This window comes from Methylobacterium sp. WL64, assembly GCF_008039945.1.
Taxonomy (GTDB): domain Bacteria; phylum Pseudomonadota; class Alphaproteobacteria; order Rhizobiales; family Beijerinckiaceae; genus Methylobacterium.
Window position 1 is genome coordinate 19,508 of the sequence record NZ_VRVA01000051.1, and the last position, 19,149, is coordinate 38,656.

General features: G+C 70.1%; 19 protein-coding genes. 10 read left to right on the top strand and 9 right to left on the bottom strand.

The genetic code is table 11. The features are described 5' to 3' along the window. Positions 1-75 precede the first annotated feature (75 nt). The 9 genes from FV242_RS19545 to FV242_RS19590 all read left to right on the top strand — a co-directional run bounded on the left by FV242_RS19545 (position 76) and on the right by FV242_RS19590 (position 6,795). Positions 76-564, top strand: a complete 489-nt coding sequence (locus FV242_RS19545) for a phasin (protein WP_147909934.1) — start codon at positions 76-78, stop codon at positions 562-564. Between the two features lie 136 nt (positions 565-700). Next, positions 701-1,063 carry a hypothetical protein gene (locus FV242_RS19550; protein WP_187278482.1) on the top strand — a complete coding sequence of 121 codons (363 nt, stop codon included), beginning with the start codon at positions 701-703 and terminating at the stop codon, positions 1,061-1,063. Between the two features lie 698 nt (positions 1,064-1,761). Beyond that, the gene (gene phnD, locus FV242_RS19560) at positions 1,762-2,784 is read left to right on the top strand and encodes a phosphate/phosphite/phosphonate ABC transporter substrate-binding protein (protein ID WP_147940071.1); all 1,023 of its coding nucleotides are present in this window, start codon (positions 1,762-1,764) and stop codon (positions 2,782-2,784) included. Then, positions 2,781-3,590, top strand: a complete 810-nt coding sequence (gene phnC / locus FV242_RS19565; RefSeq protein WP_246691993.1) for a phosphonate ABC transporter ATP-binding protein — start codon at positions 2,781-2,783, stop codon at positions 3,588-3,590. Before phnD ends, phnC begins: the two co-directional genes overlap by 4 nt. After that, positions 3,587-4,393 carry a phosphonate ABC transporter, permease protein PhnE gene (gene phnE / locus FV242_RS19570; protein WP_147909931.1) on the top strand — a complete coding sequence of 269 codons (807 nt, stop codon included), beginning with the start codon at positions 3,587-3,589 and terminating at the stop codon, positions 4,391-4,393. The genes phnC and phnE (FV242_RS19570) overlap by 4 nt, the downstream gene beginning before the upstream one ends. Next, positions 4,390-5,202 (top strand): phosphonate ABC transporter, permease protein PhnE, encoded by an 813-nt coding sequence (gene phnE, locus FV242_RS19575; protein WP_147909930.1) that lies wholly within the window; start codon positions 4,390-4,392, stop codon positions 5,200-5,202. The genes phnE (FV242_RS19570) and phnE (FV242_RS19575) overlap by 4 nt, the downstream gene beginning before the upstream one ends. Before the next feature lie 377 nt (positions 5,203-5,579). After that, positions 5,580-5,840 (top strand): hypothetical protein, encoded by a 261-nt coding sequence (locus FV242_RS19580; protein WP_147909929.1) that lies wholly within the window; start codon positions 5,580-5,582, stop codon positions 5,838-5,840. A 194-nt stretch (positions 5,841-6,034) separates the two neighbouring features. Then, a complete protein-coding gene (locus FV242_RS19585; protein ID WP_147940072.1) occupies positions 6,035-6,295 on the top strand; it encodes a hypothetical protein in 261 nt (86 codons plus the stop codon). A 218-nt stretch (positions 6,296-6,513) separates the two neighbouring features. Beyond that, entirely contained in the window at positions 6,514-6,795 is a 282-nt protein-coding gene (locus tag FV242_RS19590) for a hypothetical protein (RefSeq protein WP_246692783.1), read from the top strand. A gap of 275 nt (positions 6,796-7,070) precedes the next feature. On the opposite strand, the gene FV242_RS19595 is transcribed toward FV242_RS19590, so the two are convergent. The 5 genes from FV242_RS19595 to FV242_RS19615 all read right to left on the bottom strand — a co-directional run bounded on the left by FV242_RS19595 (position 7,071) and on the right by FV242_RS19615 (position 11,663). Continuing rightward, positions 7,071-7,712 (bottom strand): L,D-transpeptidase, encoded by a 642-nt coding sequence (locus FV242_RS19595; protein ID WP_147909927.1) that lies wholly within the window; start codon positions 7,710-7,712, stop codon positions 7,071-7,073. Positions 7,713-7,902: 190 nt separating this feature from the next. Next, positions 7,903-8,721: a transglutaminase family protein gene (locus tag FV242_RS19600; protein WP_147909926.1), complete on the bottom strand. Its 819-nt coding sequence runs from the start codon at positions 8,719-8,721 to the stop codon at positions 7,903-7,905. A 65-nt stretch (positions 8,722-8,786) separates the two neighbouring features. After that, positions 8,787-9,716: a transglutaminase family protein gene (locus tag FV242_RS19605; protein ID WP_147940073.1), complete on the bottom strand. Its 930-nt coding sequence runs from the start codon at positions 9,714-9,716 to the stop codon at positions 8,787-8,789. 61 nt (positions 9,717-9,777) lie between these two features. After that, positions 9,778-10,317, bottom strand: coding sequence for a response regulator (locus FV242_RS19610; RefSeq protein ID WP_147909935.1), 540 nt, complete (start codon positions 10,315-10,317; stop codon positions 9,778-9,780). 179 nt (positions 10,318-10,496) lie between these two features. Then, positions 10,497-11,663 carry a transglycosylase SLT domain-containing protein gene (locus FV242_RS19615; protein WP_147909925.1) on the bottom strand — a complete coding sequence of 389 codons (1,167 nt, stop codon included), beginning with the start codon at positions 11,661-11,663 and terminating at the stop codon, positions 10,497-10,499. Between the two features lie 230 nt (positions 11,664-11,893). On the opposite strand from FV242_RS19615, the gene alaS reads away from it, so the two are divergent. Beyond that, entirely contained in the window at positions 11,894-14,581 is a 2,688-nt protein-coding gene (gene alaS / locus FV242_RS19620; RefSeq protein ID WP_147940074.1) for an alanine--tRNA ligase, read from the top strand. A 576-nt stretch (positions 14,582-15,157) separates the two neighbouring features. Here alaS and FV242_RS19630 read toward each other — a convergent pair. From FV242_RS19630 to FV242_RS19645, 4 genes are all read right to left on the bottom strand, one after another. Next, the gene (locus FV242_RS19630) at positions 15,158-15,577 is read right to left on the bottom strand and encodes a DUF2147 domain-containing protein (protein ID WP_147940075.1); all 420 of its coding nucleotides are present in this window, start codon (positions 15,575-15,577) and stop codon (positions 15,158-15,160) included. A gap of 36 nt (positions 15,578-15,613) precedes the next feature. Then, entirely contained in the window at positions 15,614-16,291 is a 678-nt protein-coding gene (locus FV242_RS19635; protein WP_147940076.1) for a hypothetical protein, read from the bottom strand. A 154-nt stretch (positions 16,292-16,445) separates the two neighbouring features. After that, positions 16,446-18,128 carry a dihydrolipoyl dehydrogenase gene (lpdA, locus tag FV242_RS19640; protein ID WP_147940077.1) on the bottom strand — a complete coding sequence of 561 codons (1,683 nt, stop codon included), beginning with the start codon at positions 18,126-18,128 and terminating at the stop codon, positions 16,446-16,448. Positions 18,129-18,139: 11 nt separating this feature from the next. Beyond that, positions 18,140-19,149: 2-oxo acid dehydrogenase subunit E2 (locus FV242_RS19645; protein ID WP_246692784.1), on the bottom strand; the 1,010-nt coding region annotated here is incomplete at its 5' end.

The window sequence follows — 19,149 nt, forward strand, 5'->3', positions numbered from 1 at the left end:
GTGGCATATGGCGGCGAATCAGTTATTGTGCAGTGCACAAGGCGCCATCAACAGCCGAATTGAGAGGAGACGTCCATGAGCAACCCCCCGAATTACGAAGTCCCGACCGAGATGCGCGACTTCGCCGAGAAGAGCGTCGATCAGGCCCGCAAGGCGTTCGATAGCTTCATCGGCGCGGCCCGCCGCACCGCCGACACCGTTCAGGGTTCGGCCGAGGTCGCCCGCACCAACGCGCAGGACGTCTCGTCCCGCGGCTTCGAATATGCCGAGCAGAACGTGAACGCCGCGTTCGACTTGGCGCAGAAGCTGGTCCGCTCGCGCGACGTGCAGGAGGCCATGCAGCATCAGGCCGAGTTCGTGCGCAGCCAATTCGCCGCCATCCAGGCGCAGGCGAAGGAGTTCAGCGGCATCGCTCAGAGTGCGATGCAGCAGGGCGCCGAGCGGGCCAAGACGGCGATGCAGCAGAGCGCCGACGAGACCCGCAAGGCCATGGAGCAGGGCCAGGATGCCGTCCGGCAGACGACCCAGAACGCCCAGGACGCCGCCGACCGCTCGTCGCACTGACGCCGTCCGCGCTTTGAACTGTCTCTACGGCCCGCTTCCGGTTTCCCGGAGGCGGGCCGTCTCGTTTTCGCCGGTATTGCCATCGAGAGCCGCCGGAGCAGGAACGATGCGCCTGCGTCGCGCGAAAGGATCACGGATGCGCCTCACCTCACACGGCCGATCCGGGCTGCGGGCCCCGTTCCGGCTGACCCTCGCCGCCTTGGCGTTCGCCGCCGCGCTTCCGGGCTCCGTCGCCCAGGCTCAGTACGGCGGTGGCTATGGTGCGCCGCCGGGTTACGACGATCCGGCCGACGAGGGCCCCTATCGCCCCGCCCCGCGCCGCCGTGAGCGCCAGCCGGTCGGCTACAATTGCGATGCCATTCAGCAGGGCCTCACCGGGCCGAAGCCGTTCGCATGCCCGCTTCCGGGTCCGCGCCCCCTCGGGGTCCGCTGCTTCTGCGACCTCCCGATCGCCTCGTTCAGCCCGCCGCAGACCGCGGTCGGCCGCGTGGTCCCCTGAGACGGGGGGGCACGCCCAACGGGATTGCTGCTGCGCCTCCACCCAAATGTCTCCGGGGGTTTGAATTCGTGGACGAAGCGCGGGTCTCCTCTTCCGCGCCAACTGGCGGATTCAAACATCGAGGTCGGCAGAAGGCACGGGGTACACCGCGGATCTCCCTCCCCCCTCTGCGGGGGAGGGTGGCCCCCGAAGGGGGTCGGGAGAGGGGAGCGACGGTGCAGGATCGGGCTTTGCCCGGCATGCCGGTTGCGCCCTTATCTGAACCCGGGTCCCCTCTCCCGACCCGGCCTAACGGCCGGCCCACCCTCCCCCGCAGAGGGGGGAGGGAGACGCGCTTGGGGTCAGCCTTGGCCCTCATCCGGCAGCGATGTGTGAACGTCGCAGCTCGCTAGGGGAGGGGGCAACGCGCGCCCTTCACGAGCCGATGCGCGAAAAACCTGGCACTTCCGCAGGCAGAATCCACCTGCATCGGGTCATGCGTGACTCTGTAAGGTCCTGCGGAACGGATCGGCGCGTTCCATCAAAACGCCGTCCGTCGCCCCTGTCATAAGCCGGCTTTCGTTCGCCGCCCACGCACATCCCACCTTGCGTAATCCGAAGCCCGCCACCTACAAGTTGGGCAAGGAAAACGTCGCCCCAACCGGGTGGCGACGGGACGGCGCGGGCCGCGTGGCACCGCCCCGCAGGGAGAGAGACGCGTGACATTCGCTCGGTACGGCGCAGCCTTGGCGCTGCTCTGCGGAATCGGCTCGCTGTCGCCGGCGCGGGCCGCCGAATGCGCCAATCGCGGCCAGCTCGACGACACCTATTGCGACACGAACCAGGATCTCGTCGCCGACATCCCGGCCAAGACCCGCGATCCGAGCGTCATCGTGTTCGCCTACACGCCGGTCGAGGACCCCGCGGTCTACGAGAACGCGTTCAAGCCGTTCACCGCCCACCTGTCGCAATGCTCCGGCAAGCGTGTCGTCTACTATCCGGTCCAGTCGAACTCGGCCGAGATCGAGGCGATGCGCTCGGGGCGGCTGACGGTGGCGGGCTTCTCCACCGGGCCGCTGGGCTTTGCCGTGAACATGGCGGGCGCGGTGCCGTTCGCCGCCAAGGGGACCGAGAAGGGGGCCGAGGGCTACAACCTGATCGTCGTCGTGAAGGCGAGCAGCCCGTACAAGACGCTCGCCGACCTCAAGGGCAAGCGCGTCGCCCACACCGCCCCGTCGTCGAATTCCGGAAACCTCGCCCCGAAGGCGCTGTTCCCCGAGCAGGGCCTCAAGCCCGGCGAGGATTACAAGATCGTCTATTCGGGCGGTCACGACAAGTCGGCGCTCGGCGTCGGCACCGGCGATTACGACGCCGCGCCCGTGGCCTCCGACGTGTTCAACCGGATGGTCGCCCGCGGCACGATCAAGGGCGACGATTACCGCGTGATCTACACCAGCGAGAAGTTTCCGAGTTCCGGCTTCGCCTACGCGCACGATCTCAAGCCGGAACTCGCCGAGAAGCTGAAGCAATGCTTCTACGACTTCCGCTTCCCGCCCGACATGGTGAAGGATTTCGAGGGCGATGACCGGTTCGCGCCGATCACCTACCTCAAGGACTGGGCCATCGTGCGCAAGGTCGCGGAGGAGTCGGGCACGCCCTACAATAAGGCGGCCTACGAGCGCGAGGCCGCCCGCGAGGCCGAGGCCGCGCGCAAGAAGGCCGAAGGCGCGCCCAAGCCGTGACCGCGTCCGCTGCGCTGCGCGCGCCCGGGACCGAGGTGCGGGCGGAGGATCCGCGCGCCCTGGTGATCCGCGGGCTCGTCAAGGAATACCGGGCCGGGCAGCCGGTCCTGCGGGGCATCGACCTGGTGGTGCCGGGCACGGGCCTCACCGCCATCATCGGGCCGTCCGGCACCGGCAAGAGCACGCTGATCCGGTGCATCAACCGATTGGTGCAGCCCACCGCGGGCGAGATCCTGTTCCGCGGCGAGGACTTGGCCAAACTGTCCGGCCGCCCCCTGCGCCGGGCGCGACGGCGGATCGGCATGGTGTTCCAGGAATACAACCTGGTCGAGCGCCTCTCCGTGATGGAGAACCTGTTGTGCGGGCGCCTCGGCTACGTGCCGGTCTGGCGGGCGTGGCTGCGCCGGTTCCCCGAGGCCGATATCCAGCGCGCCTTCGATCTCCTCGAGTCCGTCGGGCTCTCCGGCTTCGCCACGCGCCGGGCCGACGCCCTGTCGGGCGGCCAGCGCCAGCGGGTCGGCATCGCACGGGCGATCATGCAGGAGCCCGAGATCGTGCTGGCCGACGAGCCGACCTCGTCGCTCGACCCCAAGAGCTCGGTGGAGATCATGGAGATCCTGTCCCGGCTCGCGGCCGAGCGCGGGGTGCCGGTGGTGGTCAACATCCACAACGTGGCGTTGGCCCAGCGCTTCGCCACGCGGATCGTCGGCATGTCGGGCGGGCACGTCGTCTATGACGGGCCGCCCGATCGCCTGAGCGAGCGCGACCTGCGCGGCATCTACGGCGGCGAGAACTGGCTCGAATGAGCGCCGTTCCCCAACCGGCCGACCGGAGCGCGGCCGCCCGCGTCGCGTTCCGCCCCAACTGGACCGCCCGGGCCGGCTGGCTGCTGCTTGCGGCCTACGCGGTGTATGCCGCCAGCCAGCTCGGCTTTGCGCCCGAGCGCTTCGCCACCGGGCTCACCCACGGCCGGCAGTTCCTGGCCCGGATGTTCCCGCCGAACTTCTCCCGGTGGGAGCTGATCCAGTCCGGCATCGTCGAGAGCGTGCAGATCGCCGTGATCGCCACCGTGATCGGGATCGTGATCGCCCTGCCGATCGGCTTCCTGGCCGCCCGCAACCTGATGCCGGCCTGGGTGACGTGGCCGACCCGGGCGCTGATCGCCCTGTGCCGGTCGTTCCACCCGATCATCGTGGCGATCCTGTTCGTGAAGGCGATCGGCTTCGGCGCGCTGGCCGGCGTGATGGCGCTGATCGTCGCGTCCGTCGGCTTCATCGCCAAGCTGTTCGCCGAGGCGATCGAGGAGATCTCCTTGAAGCAGGTCGAGGCGGTGCGGGCGACCGGCGCCGGCTTCCTGTCGACGCTGATCATGGGCGTGCAGCCGCAGGTGCTGCCGCGCTTCATCGGCTTCGCGACCTACCAGCTCGATTCCAACCTGCGGAATTCGACCATGGTCGGGATCGTCGGCGGCGGCGGCATCGGGGCGACCCTGTTCACCGCCTACCAGCGCTTCGACTACGACGTGGTGCTGGCGATCCTGATCGTCATCGTGGCGCTGATCATGGTGGCCGAGATCGTCTCGGGCTGGGCCCGGAAGGTGTTCCAGTGAGCGCGGGCACGGCCTTGGCGGCCCCGCCGCGGCGCTGGCAGCGCTTCTCGCCGTGGAAGCGCGTGGCACGGCTCGCCTTCACGCTGTTCGCCGTGGCCGCCTTCGTGGCGAGCCTGCGCACGATCGAGGTGATCCCGGAGTTCCTCTACGACGCCCCCGACCAGATGGCCGACCTGTTCGGCCGGATGTGGCCGATGGATGCCGGCTATATCGGGCCGACGCTGCGCGCGCTGGTGGAGACCCTGCACATCGCCACGCTGGGCACGCTGATCGCCATCGTGATCGCGGTGCCGATCGGGTTGCTCGCCGCCCGCAACATCACCCCCAGCCTCCCCTTGAACCTGTTCGCCAAGTTCGTGTTCGTGACCTCCCGGTCTGTGAATTCCCTGGTCTGGGCGCTGCTGTTCGTGGCGGTGTTCGGCCCGGGACCGCTCGCCGGAACGCTGGCGATCGCGCTGCGCTCGGTGGGCTTCACCGGCAAGCTCCTGGCCGAGGCGCTGGAGGAATCGAACCGCGGCTCGATCGAGGCCCTGCAGGCTGCGGGCGCCGGGCGGCGGGCCACGCTGCTGATGGGCTACTGGCCGCAGGTGAAGCCGGCCTTCTGGTCGATCGCGCTGTTCCGGTGGGACATCAACATCCGCGAATCCGCCGTCCTCGGCCTGGTCGGGGCAGGCGGCATCGGGGTCGCGCTCGATACGGCGCTGAATCTGCTCTACTGGGATCAGGTCGCCGTGGTGCTGGCCGCAATTTTCGCGGTGGTGATCGTGGCCGAGATCGTCGTCACCACGGTGCGGGCAAAGGTTCTCTAGCCTTCATCGGGATGTGGTGAACGCGGGATAAGGCGCGTTCTCAGTCCGGGCTTCGCATCGGAGAACCGGAACGATCGGTGCGATGCATGGACGGGGCGCCGATCCGGACTCCACGGGCGGAACCTGTCGAAGCCCACGATCGCCGTGCTCGCCTGACGCCGCCGTTCCGATACCCGCGCGGCACGCGGCATTATCAAAAGTTGTAAAATGGCGGCGCAATACGCGCGCAGTCGCGATAAGGCGCCGCCAATTTTTAATCCCCACCGGTGCGTGCGCGCCGGCACGTCACGATGGCGTTGGCGTCCCCATATCAGTCTCAAGCAAGAGGAAGCGGGTTCGACCAATCGAACCGTACTTGTAAGAGCGTGAGTTTATTTATGAAGACCCGTATCGCCGCCGCCGTCACCGCCCTTCTCCTTGGCGTTGCCCCGGTCTCGTCTGCCATGGCCGATAACGGTGCCCGCTGGACCGGCTTTGCGCCCTACGACGTCGAAGCCACGCATTCGCTCGGCCTCGGCGTCCACGACAACCCCTACTACGAGGGCTGTCCGATGAGCTCGGCGGCCGAGGGCAACGCCAACCAGCAGACGCGTCCCGTGAAGCAGTACGGCCAGACCGCCGGTGGAAACCGCTGCTGATCGGTCGCGGGACCCGTCCCCCGCCCGGGATCGGAACAGCGTGATGGGTGCGACCCCGGCGTAAGCGGCGCGCCTCGCACCCCAAACCTCTCGCGCTTGGGAGAGGGAGCCCGTCGCAGCCGCCATGAGCGATGGCGGCCTCTTGATGGAAGACTTCGCCATCAACCCGAAGGGCATTGAGGAGCCGTCGCGCCATGACACGCACGAGCCTGAAGCGAGCCGGACTGATCCTCGGCCTGATCGCGTCGCCGGCGTGCGTCGATGCTTCGCAGGCCGACCCCGTCACCGGCACGGGCGGCGGACCCGAGACGACCGTGAACGCGCCCTACCGCTCGTCGGTGGGCCAGACGGTCCCGCCGGGGCGTGCGGCGGCTCCGCTGCACGATCCGAACGCGCGGACGACGCGCCAGAAGGATCTCGACCCCGTCCTCGGCAGCATCTGCGACGCTTGCTGAGCCGGCGTCCAACCACCCTGATACCCGATCGAAACCAACGGGATAGGTCATTTGGATTGTTTGCACCCGTCCGGTGCCCTCGACAGTCAGGGCCAGGAGGTCGCCCTGCGTCGGGGTGGCGGGCCGCGGTAGGCACAGTCCGACGTCGCGGCCCCGATGGGCCGTCAACGACGGTGGGTTGCCATCGCCCCCTGGCCGCGGCTCTTTAGCCGCTCGCGGTGGTCGAAGTGCTGTCGCCCTCGACGATGGACTATGACAGGGGCGGCAAGCTCAAGTTCTTCAAGTCCCTGCCGACGCTGCGCCACGTCGCCCCGATCTACCGGAACCAGATGCGCGTCGAACCCTTTGAGCGGACGGATGAGGGGTGGCGCCTTCATGTTTCGACCGCACCAGAAGGCGTCTTGAGGTCCGATGCGGTCGATTTCGAGATCGACCTCGACCGGACCCGTTTCGATGCCCCCGTGCGGCGACCGATCTTGGACGCCGACGAAGCGCGCTGAGCCTCGTTCCGTCCGCTATCCGCGACGGCCGGGGTCTAGGGATGGTGGTGGGCCGAGGTGGAGGCGCGGAGACTTACCGTTATGCGGCGGTCGTCCAGACGACGCCGCGTCGTTCCGGCGACGATGCGGCGCCGACAGGTGCTCGGCAACGAAAAAGCCGGCCGGTCACGACGGTGACCGGCCGGCTTCATGTCCAGAAAGCTCTGTGCGCCCGGATCACCTCACCCTCAGCCTCACGATGAGGCGGGTACCGAAGATCCGGATCCGTCGTCAGCTCAGTTCAGCACGACGACCTTGGCGCCGACCTTCACACGCTCGTACAGATCGGTGACGTCGTCGTTGGTCATCCGGATGCAGCCCGAAGACACCGCCTGGCCGATCGTGTCCGGCTCGTTGGAGCCGTGGATGCGGTATTCGGTGCTGCCGATATACATGGCGCGGGCGCCAAGCGGGTTCTCGATGCCGCCGGCCATGTAGCGCGGCAGGTCGGGGCGGCGGGCGATCATGGCCTTCGGGGGCGTCCAGGACGGCCACTCGCGCTTGGCGGTGACCTTGTTGACGCCGCTCCAGCTGAAGCCCGGCCGGCCGACGCCGACGCCGTAGCGGATCGCCTCGCCGTTACCCATCACGTAGTACAGGCGGCGCTCGGCGGTGGAGACGACGATCGTGCCCGGCGCGTAGGGGGCGTTGAACGCCACGATCTCGCGGGGGATCGGCTGGACCTGCGCCTGCGGCGCGTCCTGCACGCCCTGGCCGTAGCCCGGGGTGCCCTGGTACCCGTACTGGCCCGGATCCGAGTAATACTCCTCGGCGCCGTTGGTGCCGAAGGGATCGTAGGCCGGGGCGGCCAGCGCCGGCGCGGCGGACAGAACAGTTGCGGCAAGGAGCGCCGCGAGGGCGGTGGCCGAGGTCTTCATGGTGTGCCTGCCTGTGCGATAACCTTTGCTATTACAAGCGTGAGCATAGGTTGGCAGTTCCACCCGCCGAAGAAGATTTTCGCTGACGTTGGAATACGTAAGCGGGTTCGCGCGTGCCGCGCGCCACACCCTGCGCTCTGCATCGCCCCGCTCCGAACATCAGTAACCATCGTTCGTGATCACCGACGCGTCACGCGACCTCGTCGGTGTGAACGTCGAAGCGCGCCAGGTGGGCGTAGCCGAAATTGGTCGAGATCGCGCAGTCGGTGGCATCGCGGCCCCGGGCCATGACGATGCGGCCGATCCGCTGGCGATTGTGCCTCGCGTCGAACGTGTACCAGCGCGGGCCGTCGGGTCCCTGGAGGTAGACCTCGAACCAGGCGGAGAAATCCATCGGCGCCGGGTCCTTCGGCACGCCGATGTCGCCGAGGTAGCCGGTGGCGTAGCGGGCCGGGATGTTCATGCACCGGCAGAACGCCACCGCGAGATGCGCGAAGTCGCGGCAGACGCCCTCGCGCTGCATGAAGCCGTCATGGGCGGTGCGGGTCGCGTCGGCGCGCTGGTAGTCGAACCGGATGCGCTCGTGCGTGTAGGCGACGATCGCCTGCACCCGGGCCCAGCCCTCGGGCGTGTTGCCGAACAGCGACCAGGCCGTCTGGGAGAGCTTGTCGGTGTCGCAGTAGCGGGAGCCCAGCAGGAAGACCATCACGTCGTCCGGCAGGTCCTGGACCGGGATCTGCTGGGCCTCCGGGACGTAGGCGTCGAGGAGCCCGGAATCCTGGATCGTGAAGTCGGCCGAGATCGTCATCAGGCCGGGCGGCGCGACGATGCGATGGCAGACGTTGTCGTACACGTCCCGGTACGTATGCGACGGGACCCACGGATCGAACCGGATCTCCTGCGGGGTCAGCAGGTCGGGCATCCGGGAGGGATGGACGCTGAGCATCAGGACCATGGGCGTGGGCTGGGTCAGGCTGAAGCCGATATCGTAACCCGTCCTGATCTTCATCGCGGCCACCTGCTGTCCTCTCGCCCCGGCGGGTCGCCCCGCATGTTCCATCCGGATCCGCGGGCTCAACGCGCCACGATCGGCGGATGAGCTTCAAATCCTGGTGTTCGTGCCTCGTCGTCAGGCAGTTCGACCACATCGACGTCCACCCGCATGCCGAGATCGTCGCTGGCGAGCCCGAAGAACGAGCCGTGCAGCGGCACGGCCTGCGCCGGATCGCGCGCCACCGCCACGCGGATCAGGTCGCGGTTGCCGACGATCCCGTTGGTCGGGTCGAACTCGATCCAGCCGGCGCCCGGCAGGTAGACCTGCAGCCATGCATGGGTCGAGCCGCCGCCGACATGGCGGGCGCGGTCGTTGCGCGGGTTATACAGGTATCCGGAGACGAACCGGGCGGCCATGCCGAGCGCCCGGACCGCCTCTATCATCAGCACCGCGAAGTCCCGGCACGAGCCGCGCTTGCTGCGCAGGGTCGTCAGCGGCTCCTGCACGCCCTTCTCGGAGCGGGCGAGGTAGGTGAAGTTCGCCCGCACGCTCCGGGTCATGTCGGCGAGCAGCTCCTGGGTCGGGATCCGGCCGTCGGCCGGGATGAAGCTGCGCGCCCAGGCATCGACCTCGTGGCGCGGATCGGGCCATTGCCGCTCGATCGACCGGGACAGGTCGGGCATGTCCTCGACCCCGTACCCGAACGGGTAATGGGTGGCGTGGGGCGCCAGCGGGAAGACCGGGGCGTGCTCGGGGGTGTGGTCGAGGGTGATCCCGCACACGAAGGTCAGGGTCTCGGCCCGGCCCCCGAAGGTCGCCACCGCGACGCAATTGCCGAACACGTCGAACATCCAGCGCAGGGCCGTGGGCTCGGGTGTGATCTCGAGTGAGGCCTCGATCAGGCGCTGGTCGTAGCTGTCCCGGGGCCGGAACATGATCCGGTGCTCGCCGAAGGCGACCGGGCGCCGGTACCGGTAGACCGTGCGGTGACGGACGGACAGGATCGGCAAACTGGAGGCTCCTCGCGCCGATACGTCGACCGTCAATGCAAGGGCCGGGCCTGTCGCCGTCTCAGGTGACCGGAGGTGCCGGATCCGTGGTCGCCCGCTCGGCCTCCACCAGCACGTCGAAGGGGCGCCAGGGCTTTGCGATGAACACCGCTTCGCTCGGCAGGTCCGGCCGGCGGCCGCCCTGGCCGGTGGTGACCACCAGGCGGGCCCGGGGCCACAGGGTCGCCACCGCGCGGGCGAGCTGAAGACCGGTCATGGCGCCCGCGAGCTGGATGTCGGCGAAGACCAGGGCGACGTCGCCGCCGCGGGCCTGGAGCACGACCAGGGCGGCCTCGGCGCTGTCGCAGCCGACGACCTCGAGCTCGGTCTCCTCCAGCAGGGTCTCGGCCAGCGCGCGCAGCTGCGGGTCGTCCTCGACCACCAGCGCCAGGCGCGGGCTCGCCGCCTCGGCGGCCTGCGGGCTCGGCGTCGGAGCGACGGACGGCTCGACCTCGGCCTGCCGCACCCGGCGCACCAGGGCGGCAAGGTGTTCCGGCACGCCCTCCGACATGAGGTCGTCGTAGATCGACGCCAGCGTCTGCCCGATCTGGTCGAGCGGCATGCTGCTCGGCGAGAGCGTATCGGTGAGCGGCGCGGCCGTGCCCGTCAGAGGCTTTCTCAAGAACTTCCCCCGAAGTCTCCGTGTCACGCCGCAGGTGAGCGCGGCGCTTGTGGACGAACGTCGACGGGACGCCGGGAGTTGCGCGCGAGACCGCGAATAGAGGCCCGCTCGCTGTGCTGTTACTGCGTGGCGACGCCGGTGGCGGCGTCCGCGTAGGCCATGATCCCCGAGACCGCCTGGACGTTCTGGTACCGCGTGCCGCGGGTGCTCATCATCGCCTCGAACTTCTCGTGGACCTGCGCCACCGAGAGGCTGGCCGGCTTGCGGTGCCGGCCGCGGCCGACGAAGCGTCCGGCGGCGAAGAAGATCGAGCGGTTGGCCCGGGCCGGGCCGGGCAGCAGCACGGCCGCGGCGGCGGCCGGCTTGTTGACGACGTTGGCCAGGAACTCCCCGGCATCGTCCGCGCCCAGGAAGTGGGCGAGGTAGACTTCGCCGAGGGTGAGCTCGCGGCCGATGCGCTGGGCGATGCGGCCGGCGTCGCGCTTCAGCATCTCGCCGGCCATCAGCGCCGAGAGATAGGGGTCGCGGCGCAACTCGAGCACCCGGGCGCGCTCGGCGGCGTCGGTGATCGCCGGCCGGTCGTTGGCGTCGGCGGTGACCAGCGCGGCCTCCTTCTCCAGCCCGTACTTGGCGCCGAAGTCGCGGACCACGCCGAGCCAGGTGCGCTCGATGAACTGATAGAGGCCTGTGGCCGAGGAGGTCTTGGCCTGGACCGCGGTGACGAAGCTCGACTCCTTGTCGGCCACCGCCATGAGCAGGACCGGGTCGGTCTGCACCGCCTGGGCGGCCCGCACGATCGTCTGCACCAGGTGGCGCCGGATCTTCATCGGGCCGAATTCGAGGATGTCGTTCGGGTCGCCGCCGGCGCTCTCCGAGAGCAGGAAATCGTAGGACACGCGGTCGACGCCGTTGGAGCCTACGGCGGTGTCGAGGTCGTGCACGGCGGCAAAGCTCGCAGACGCGCGCAGCGGGGTCCGCTCCAGCTCCTCGCTGAGAGCGACGGTGTGGATGCGCGGGCGCGGCATCGGCGGCTCGGTGGCGGCCTGCGCGGAGGAGACCGCCTGGCTCAGCCCGACCTTGCCGAGATCGACCCCCGAGCCGATCAGCGCGGCGCTGAGGCCGCCGGCGATCAGCGATATCGTCAGCACCGAGCGGGCCAGCGCCGGGACGCTCCCGTGGGCACGGCCGAGCATCGGCTGTGCGGTGATGGCATCGGCCCGGCCGGAGCCGAACCGGCCCTGCTGACCCGTGACGTTCCTCGGCGATCCGACCGTGCGGCCCTGCATCGTCTACCCGAATCCTCACGCGCCCTTGACGGCGCCACGGACACACCATCGCTTGACAGATGTGGCGACAACACGGCCGTGCTTGTGGCGGCGATGGGGCGGGCCGGGGTGATTTCGCGGCGGGGCGCCCGTGACTCGGGCCTGATCCGTCCTTAAGAGGGCGGCATGCGGGTCGCGCCTGAAACGGGTGGCGGCCCAGTCCCTTGAGCCCTGCTTAGAGTTCTGCCCCGATGAGCGGCGTCAACGAGATCCGGTCGACCTTCCTCGACTTCTTCGCGCGTGCGGGACACGAGGCCGTGCCCTCCTCGAGCCTCGTTCCGAAGAACGATCCCACGCTGATGTTCACGAACGCCGGCATGGTGCAGTTCAAGAACGTCTTCACGGGCGTCGAGAAGCGCGGCTACGACCGGGCCACCACGGCGCAGAAATGCGTGCGGGCCGGCGGCAAGCACAACGACCTGGACAACGTCGGCTATACCGCGCGCCATCACACGTTCTTCGAGATGCTCGGCAACTTCTCGTTCGGCGACTACTTCAAGGACCGCGCGATCGAGCTGGCCTGGACGCTGATCACCAAGGAATTCGGCCTCAAGCCCGACCGGCTGCTCGTCACCGTCTACGCCGACGACGACGAGGCCGCGAACCTGTGGAAAAAGATCGCCGGCTTCCCGGATGAGAAGATCATCCGGATCGGGACCTCCGACAACTTCTGGCAGATGGGCGACACCGGCCCCTGTGGCCCGTGCTCGGAGATCTTCATCGACCAGGGCCCGGCGCTCCAGGGCGGACCGCCCGGCTCCCCGGACGAGGACGGCGACCGCTTCCTCGAGTTCTGGAACCTCGTGTTCATGCAGTACGAGCAGCTGGAGCCGGGGGTGCGCAACCCGCTGCCCCGGCCCTCGATCGATACCGGCATGGGCCTGGAGCGCATGGCCGCGATCCTCCAGGGCGTGCACTCGAACTACGACACGGACCTGTTCAAGGCGCTGATCGACGCCGTGGCGCACGCCGTCTCGCGGGCGCCCGAGCCCGCCACGATGGCGTCCTACCGGGTGATCGCCGACCACCTGCGCGCCGCCTCGTTCCTGGTCGCCGACGGCGTGCTGCCGGGCAACGAGGGGCGCGGCTACGTGCTGCGCCGGATCATGCGCCGGGCCATGCGGCATGCCGAGATCCTCGGCGCCCGCGAGCCGACCATGTACCGCCTGGTGCCGACGCTGGTGCGCGAGATGGGCCAAGCCTATCCCGAGTTGATGCGCGCCGAGGCGCTGATCGGCGAGACCCTGAAGCTGGAGGAGACCCGCTTCCGCCGCACCCTGGAACGGGGTCTGTCGATCCTCGATTCCGAGACACGCGATCTCAAGGCCGGCGAAAACCTCTCGGGCGACACCGCCTTCACCCTGTACGACACCTACGGCTTCCCCCTCGATCTCACCCAGGACGCCCTCAAGGCCCGGGGCATCGGGGTCGATACCGAGGCGTTCACGGCCGCGATGCAGCGCCAGAAGCAGGCGGCGCGCGAGGCCTGGAAGGGCTCCGGCGAGGCCGCCACCGAGACGGTCTGGTTCGGCATCCGCGAGCGCGTCGGCGCCACCGAGTTCCTGGGTTACGAGACCGAGGCCGCCGAGGGCATCGTGACCGCGCTGCTGCGCGACGGCGCCGAGGTGAAGAGCCTCGAGGCGGGGCAGACCGGCCTCGCGCTGGTCAACCAGACGCCGTTCTACGCCGAGTCCGGCGGACAGGTCGGCGATACCGGCCTGATCCTGGCGCCAGGCCTGAAGGTCCGCGTCACCGGCACCGAGAAGAAGCTCGGGGACCTGTTCGTCCACCACGTCAGCGTGGAGGCGGGTACCCTCGGGCTCGGACAGGCCGTGGAGCTGAAGGTCGACCACGCCCGCCGCAAGGCGATCCGTGCCAACCACTCGGCCACGCACCTCCTGCACGAGGCCCTGCGGCAGGTTCTCGGCGACCACGTCGCCCAGAAGGGCTCTCTGGTCAGCCCCGAGCGGCTGCGCTTCGACATCAGCCATCCGAAGCCGATCGAGGCGGACGAGCTGGCCCGGGTCGAGGACATCGCCAACGCGGTGCTGCTCCAGAACGCCCCGGTGGTGACCAAGCTGATGGCCGTGGACGACGCCATCGCGTCCGGCGCCCGGGCCCTGTTCGGCGAGAAGTACGGCGACGAGGTCCGGGTCGTCTCGATGGGCCTGCCGGTGGACGCGTCCGGCGCCGAGACCGACCGCGGCCGGCTCAAGAACTTCTCCATCGAGCTGTGCGGCGGCACCCATGCCGGGCGCACCGGCGATATCGGGGCGATCACCATCGTCAGCGACAGCGCGGTCGGGGCCGGCGTCCGCCGGATCGAGGCGCTTACCGCCGACGCGGCGCGCCGCCACCGGGCCGAGGAGGCCCGCACGCTGGCCGCGCTGGCCGGCATCCTGAAGGCCCCGGTCGCGGAGGCGCCAGACCGCCTCACCGCGCTAATGGAGGACAAGCGTCGCCTGGAGCGGGAGCTCGCCGACACAAGGCGCAAGCTGGCGATGGGCGGTGAGACCGGATCGGGGTCCAACGCCCGCCAGAGCGAGATCGGCGGCGTGGCATTCCGGCGCTCGGTGGTCGAGGGGCTCGACATGCGCGACCTCAAGCCGATCATCGACGAGGAGAAGAAGCGCCTGGGCTCCGGCATCGTGGCGATCGTCGGGGTCGCGGCCGACGGCAAGGCGGGCCTCGTGGTCGGCGTCACCGAGGACCTGACCGGCCGTTACGACGCGGTCGGGCTGGTGCGGGCCGGGGCGGGCGCGCTCGGCGGCAAGGGTGGCGGCGGCCGTCGCGACATGGCCCAGGCCGGCGGCCCCAACGGTGCCGGTGCCGAGGCGGCGCTCGACGCGATCGAGCAGGCGCTGACCGACGCGGCTTGAGGATAGTGGGACGGTCCCACCCCCATCCTGAAGCCACGGCACCCACTGTCCTCACGGATCCAAGGTTTCCGCGCGCATTCCAGCCGCTACCCTGTCATCCCGGGCTCGCCTACGGCGCGCCGGGATGAAGAGGCTGTTTTCAGGACGGCGTCTGTAAAGACCAGGGGCACTGGTCAAGCGGGACAACACAATCCCGACTTCGGCTTAAACACCGCGTAGGGGCTGGTGGCGCCACCTTCGGAGGTTGCCCCGAACGCAAACGACGCGTCCGGGACAGGCCCTGGCGAGGTATGTCTACTGCCCGCCGCCTCCGCCCTGGGGGCGACCTGCGAGGACTGGTTGGCGTTGCCGGCAGCGGCGGAATCGTTGGAGATCGAGTCCGCCGGCCGTCCCGTCGGCGAGTCGGTGAGGGCGCTCTCGGCACCGGTGGCGTTCGATTGCGGCGTCACCACCCCGGGGGGCCGGGCGGCACGACGACCACGGTGCCGGTCGGGGATGCGATCACTCGGGCGGAGGCCGGTCCGACCAAACAGGTTGCGCGGGCGGCGGCGCGAATCGTCCGGGTCACGAAGCGGGTCAGTTCACCCGCGTCCAGGTCTGGCGCTTGCAGAACACGCTCATCACGCAGCCCGAGACTTCGAGGGCGTTCGGGCCGGTCAGCCGCAGCGCGCCGGAATAGGTCTTCCCGTCGTTCGGGTTGTAGAGCGAGCCGCTGTAGCCCGATCCGTCCGCCTGGGGGGCGTTCAGGATCTGCACGCCGACGACGCTGCGGCCCCGCAGGGCCGGGTCCGGGTTCTTGGCGTCCAGCGCCTTGCCGGGGGCGCTGACGATGGTGCCGCAATAGCCGCCGCCGCAGGGGGTGACCTTCACCCGGGAGCTGCCGGTCTCGGTCAGCCAGAGGCCCGCGGGATCGGCCGCCAGGGCCGGGCCGCCGGACGCCAGAGCCGCCGAGACCACAAGTGCCGCTGAGACCGAACGCAAGACCGTACGCCGCATCCTCATCCTCCCGAACCGATTCTGTGGGACGCCGTCTTACCGCGACGCTTCGGGCAGCGCACCGCCCAGATAGGTCTCGGCGACCTCGCAGAACGGTTGTCCGGCCCCGGTGGAGAGCACGGCGTCGATCTCGAACAGCTTGTCGTCGGGGCCGGGCGCCGCCGGCTGCGCGAAGGGGCGGACCGCGATGGTCTGCCGGGTCGGCTCCAGGGGGCGCACCACCCGGCCGAAGGGCGTGCGGGTGCCGTCGAGGGTCGCGTTCATCTCGGGCGTCAGGCGCGCCGGGACGTACCAGTTGTCCGCCTCCGACAGCACCCGGTCGCCGCAGGCCAGCCGGACCCGGCGGTAACGCACGGGCTCGTCGGGACCGATCGCCAGGCGGGCACGCTGGGCGGCGCTGAGCGGCTTGTCGGCCACGTCCATGCGCCAGGCAACGAGGTGCGGGTCGCCGGCGAGCCTGTGGTCGGCGCACCAGCTCTCCAGCGCCAGGGTCGCGCTGTGCGCCGCCAGCACGCGGCCCTGCAGCGCGGCGATCAGCGCGGCCTGCGGCTGGGTCGCGGCCGGAGCCTCCGCCGCGACCGCCGACGGCCTCATCGGAAGGCCCGCCAGCGCCGCCGCGAGACCGAGATGGAGCGCCCAGTCGCGCCGGACCAGGAAGGCGACGCAGCGTCTGACGGCCCGTGGATCAAGGGCGGCGAAGGTGAGTCTGGGCATCGGGAATCCCCGGAGAGCGTAATTCGGTCCACCGCATCGTCTCGGCCCGAATCCCCCCGGGTGGAGGCGTCCTGTTGGTCTCACGCCCGGTCGGGCGCGTCCGGCCTCGCGGGCGAACGTTTACCCAACCTCGGCCTTTGGGTCGAGGCCGCTGCTACCGCCGGGCTGGCGGCAGGTCGGTGCAGAGGCCGAGCGCCGCCTCGGCCGCGAGCCCGATGGTCTCGCCGAGCGTCGGGTGCGGGTGGATCGTGCGCCCGATGTCGGTGGCGTCGGCGCCCATCTCGATGGCGAGCACGATCTCGCCGAGCATGTCGCCCGCGCTCGGCCCCACGATGGCGCCGCCGACGATCCGCTGCGTCTCCGCGTCGAACAGCAGCTTGGTCAGCCCGTAATCGGCGCCGTTGGCGATGGCCCGGCCCGAGGCGGCCCAGGGGAAGCGCGCCACCGCGACGGCCCGGCCGGCGGCTTTCGCGGCGGTCTCGGTGAGGCCGGCCCAGGCGATCTCGGGATCGGTATAGGCCACCGACGGGATCACCGCGGCGTCGAACCCGGCCTTGTGGCCGGCCGCCACCTCGGCGGCGACGTGGCCCTGGTGGACCGCCTTGTGGGCCAGCATCGGCTGCCCGACGAGGTCGCCCACCGCCAGGATGTGCGGCACGGTGGTCCGCATCTGCGAATCCACGGGCACGAAGCCGCGCTCCACCGCGACGCCCGCCGCGTCGAGGCCCAGCCCATCGCCGTTCGGACGCCGACCCGCGGCCTGGAGTACGAGGTCGTAGACCCGCGGCTCCGGCTCGCCCGCGAGCGTGACGGCGATGCCGTCCGGGGTGGCGGTGGCCGAGACAACCTCCGCGCCGGTCAGGACCCGGTCGAACCGGTGGGCGTTGCGCTTGGTCCAGACCGCCACGAGGTCCCGGTCCACCCCCTCCAGCAGGTTCGGCAGGCGCTCGACCACGTCGACCCGGGCGCCGAGCGCGCTGTAGACCGTCGCCATCTCCAGGCCGATGATGCCGCCGCCGATCACCAGCAGGCGGCGGGGCACGAACGGTAGCTCCAGCGCGCCCGTCGAGTTCACGATGCGGGGGTCGTCCGGCAGCATCGGCAGGGACACCGGCGACGAGCCCGCCGCCACGATGGCGCTCCTGAACGCGACGGCGCGGCTGCCGCTCGCCTGCAGCGCGACCGAGACCGCGTTCGCCCCGGTGAAGCGCGCGGTGCCGCGCACGACCTCGACCTTGCGCTGGCGCGCCATCTGGGTGAGCCCGTCGGTCAGGCGCCGCACGGTGCCGGCCTTGAACGTCCGGAGCTTGTCGAGGTCGATCGCCGGCGGGCCGAAGCTGATCCCGTGGGCGGCGAGGCGACCGGCTTCTTCCGTGACGGCGGCCACGTGCAGCAGCGCCTTCGAGGGTATGCAGCCGACATTCAGGCAGACGCCCCCCAGCGTCGCCTCCCGCTCCACCAGGATCACGCGCTGCCCGAGGTCCGCGGCCCGGAAAGCGGCCGCGTAGCCGCCGGGCCCGCCGCCGATCACGAGGACGTCGCAGGACTCATCCGGGGGCGCGACGGCGGGCGCATCGACGGACGCTGTCGTCTCCGCCTCCCTGGCCACGCGGGCGATCAGGGTTCCGGCCGAGACGGTGTCGCCGAGGCCGACCAGGATCTCGATCAATCGGCCGGCGAAAGGCGCGGGGATGTCGAGGGTCGCCTTGTCGGATTCGACCACCAGCAGGGTCTGGTCGCGCGCGATGGCGTCCCCCGGCGCCACCGGGATCTCGATGACGGGTACGCCGGAAAAGTCGCCGATATCGGGGACGCGGATCTCGCGGGTCTCGGTCATGGCGGCGTCCGTCACAGCACGGCCCGGCGCAGGTCCGACAGGACCGACGCGATGTGGCCAAGGAAGCGGGCGGCGGCGACCCCATCCACGACCCGGTGGTCCCAGGACAGGCTGAGCGGCAGGATCAGGCGCGGCTGAAACGCCTTGCCGTCCCAGACCGCCTCCGTGCGCGAGCGCGCCGCGCCCAGGATCGCGACCTCGGGGGCGTTGATGATCGGGGTGAAGCCGTCGCCGCCGATGCCGCCGAGCGACGACACCGAGAAACAGCCGCCCTGCATCTCCGAGCCCGAGAGGCTGCCGGCCCGGGCCTTGTCGGCGAGCGCCGCCATCTCGGTGGCGATCTCGATCAGGCCCTTGCGGTCGCAATCGCGCACCACCGGCACCATCAGGCCCTTCGGGGTGTCCACCGCGAAGCCGACATGGACGTAGTCCTTGAGGACGAGGTCGGAGCCCTCCAGGGAGGTGTTGAAGCGCGGATAGGCCCGCAGCGCGAGGGCGGCGGCCTTGATCAGGAAGGCCACCATGGTCACCCGCGCCGGCGGTGTCCGCGTCTCCGTGTTGAGTCCGACCCGGAACGCCTCGATCTCGGTGACGTCGGCCCGGTCGAAATTGGTCACGTGTGGGATGGTCAGCCAGTTGCGGCTGAGATTGGCCCCGGAGATTGTCTGGATCCGCGACAGGGGCTCGCGCCGCACCGGGCCGAACTTTTCGTAATCCACCTGCGGCCAGGGCGGCAGGCCGGCGCCGATGCCCGAGGGGGCGGCCGGCGCCTGGGCCGGGGCCTGGAGCGCCGCCTTGACGAAGGCGTGCAGGTCCTCGCGCAGGATCCGCCCCTTGGGACCCGTGGCGAGCACGCGGTCGAGGGTGATTCCGAGCTCGCGGGCGAGCTGGCGCACCGACGGGCTGGCGTGGACGTCGCCGGCGGGGGCGGTGCTTGGGTTGTCACGCGCCACTGCAACGCGCGCGCTCCCTCCCCCCTCTGCGGGGGAGGGTGGCCCCCGAAGGGGGTCGGGAGAGGGGA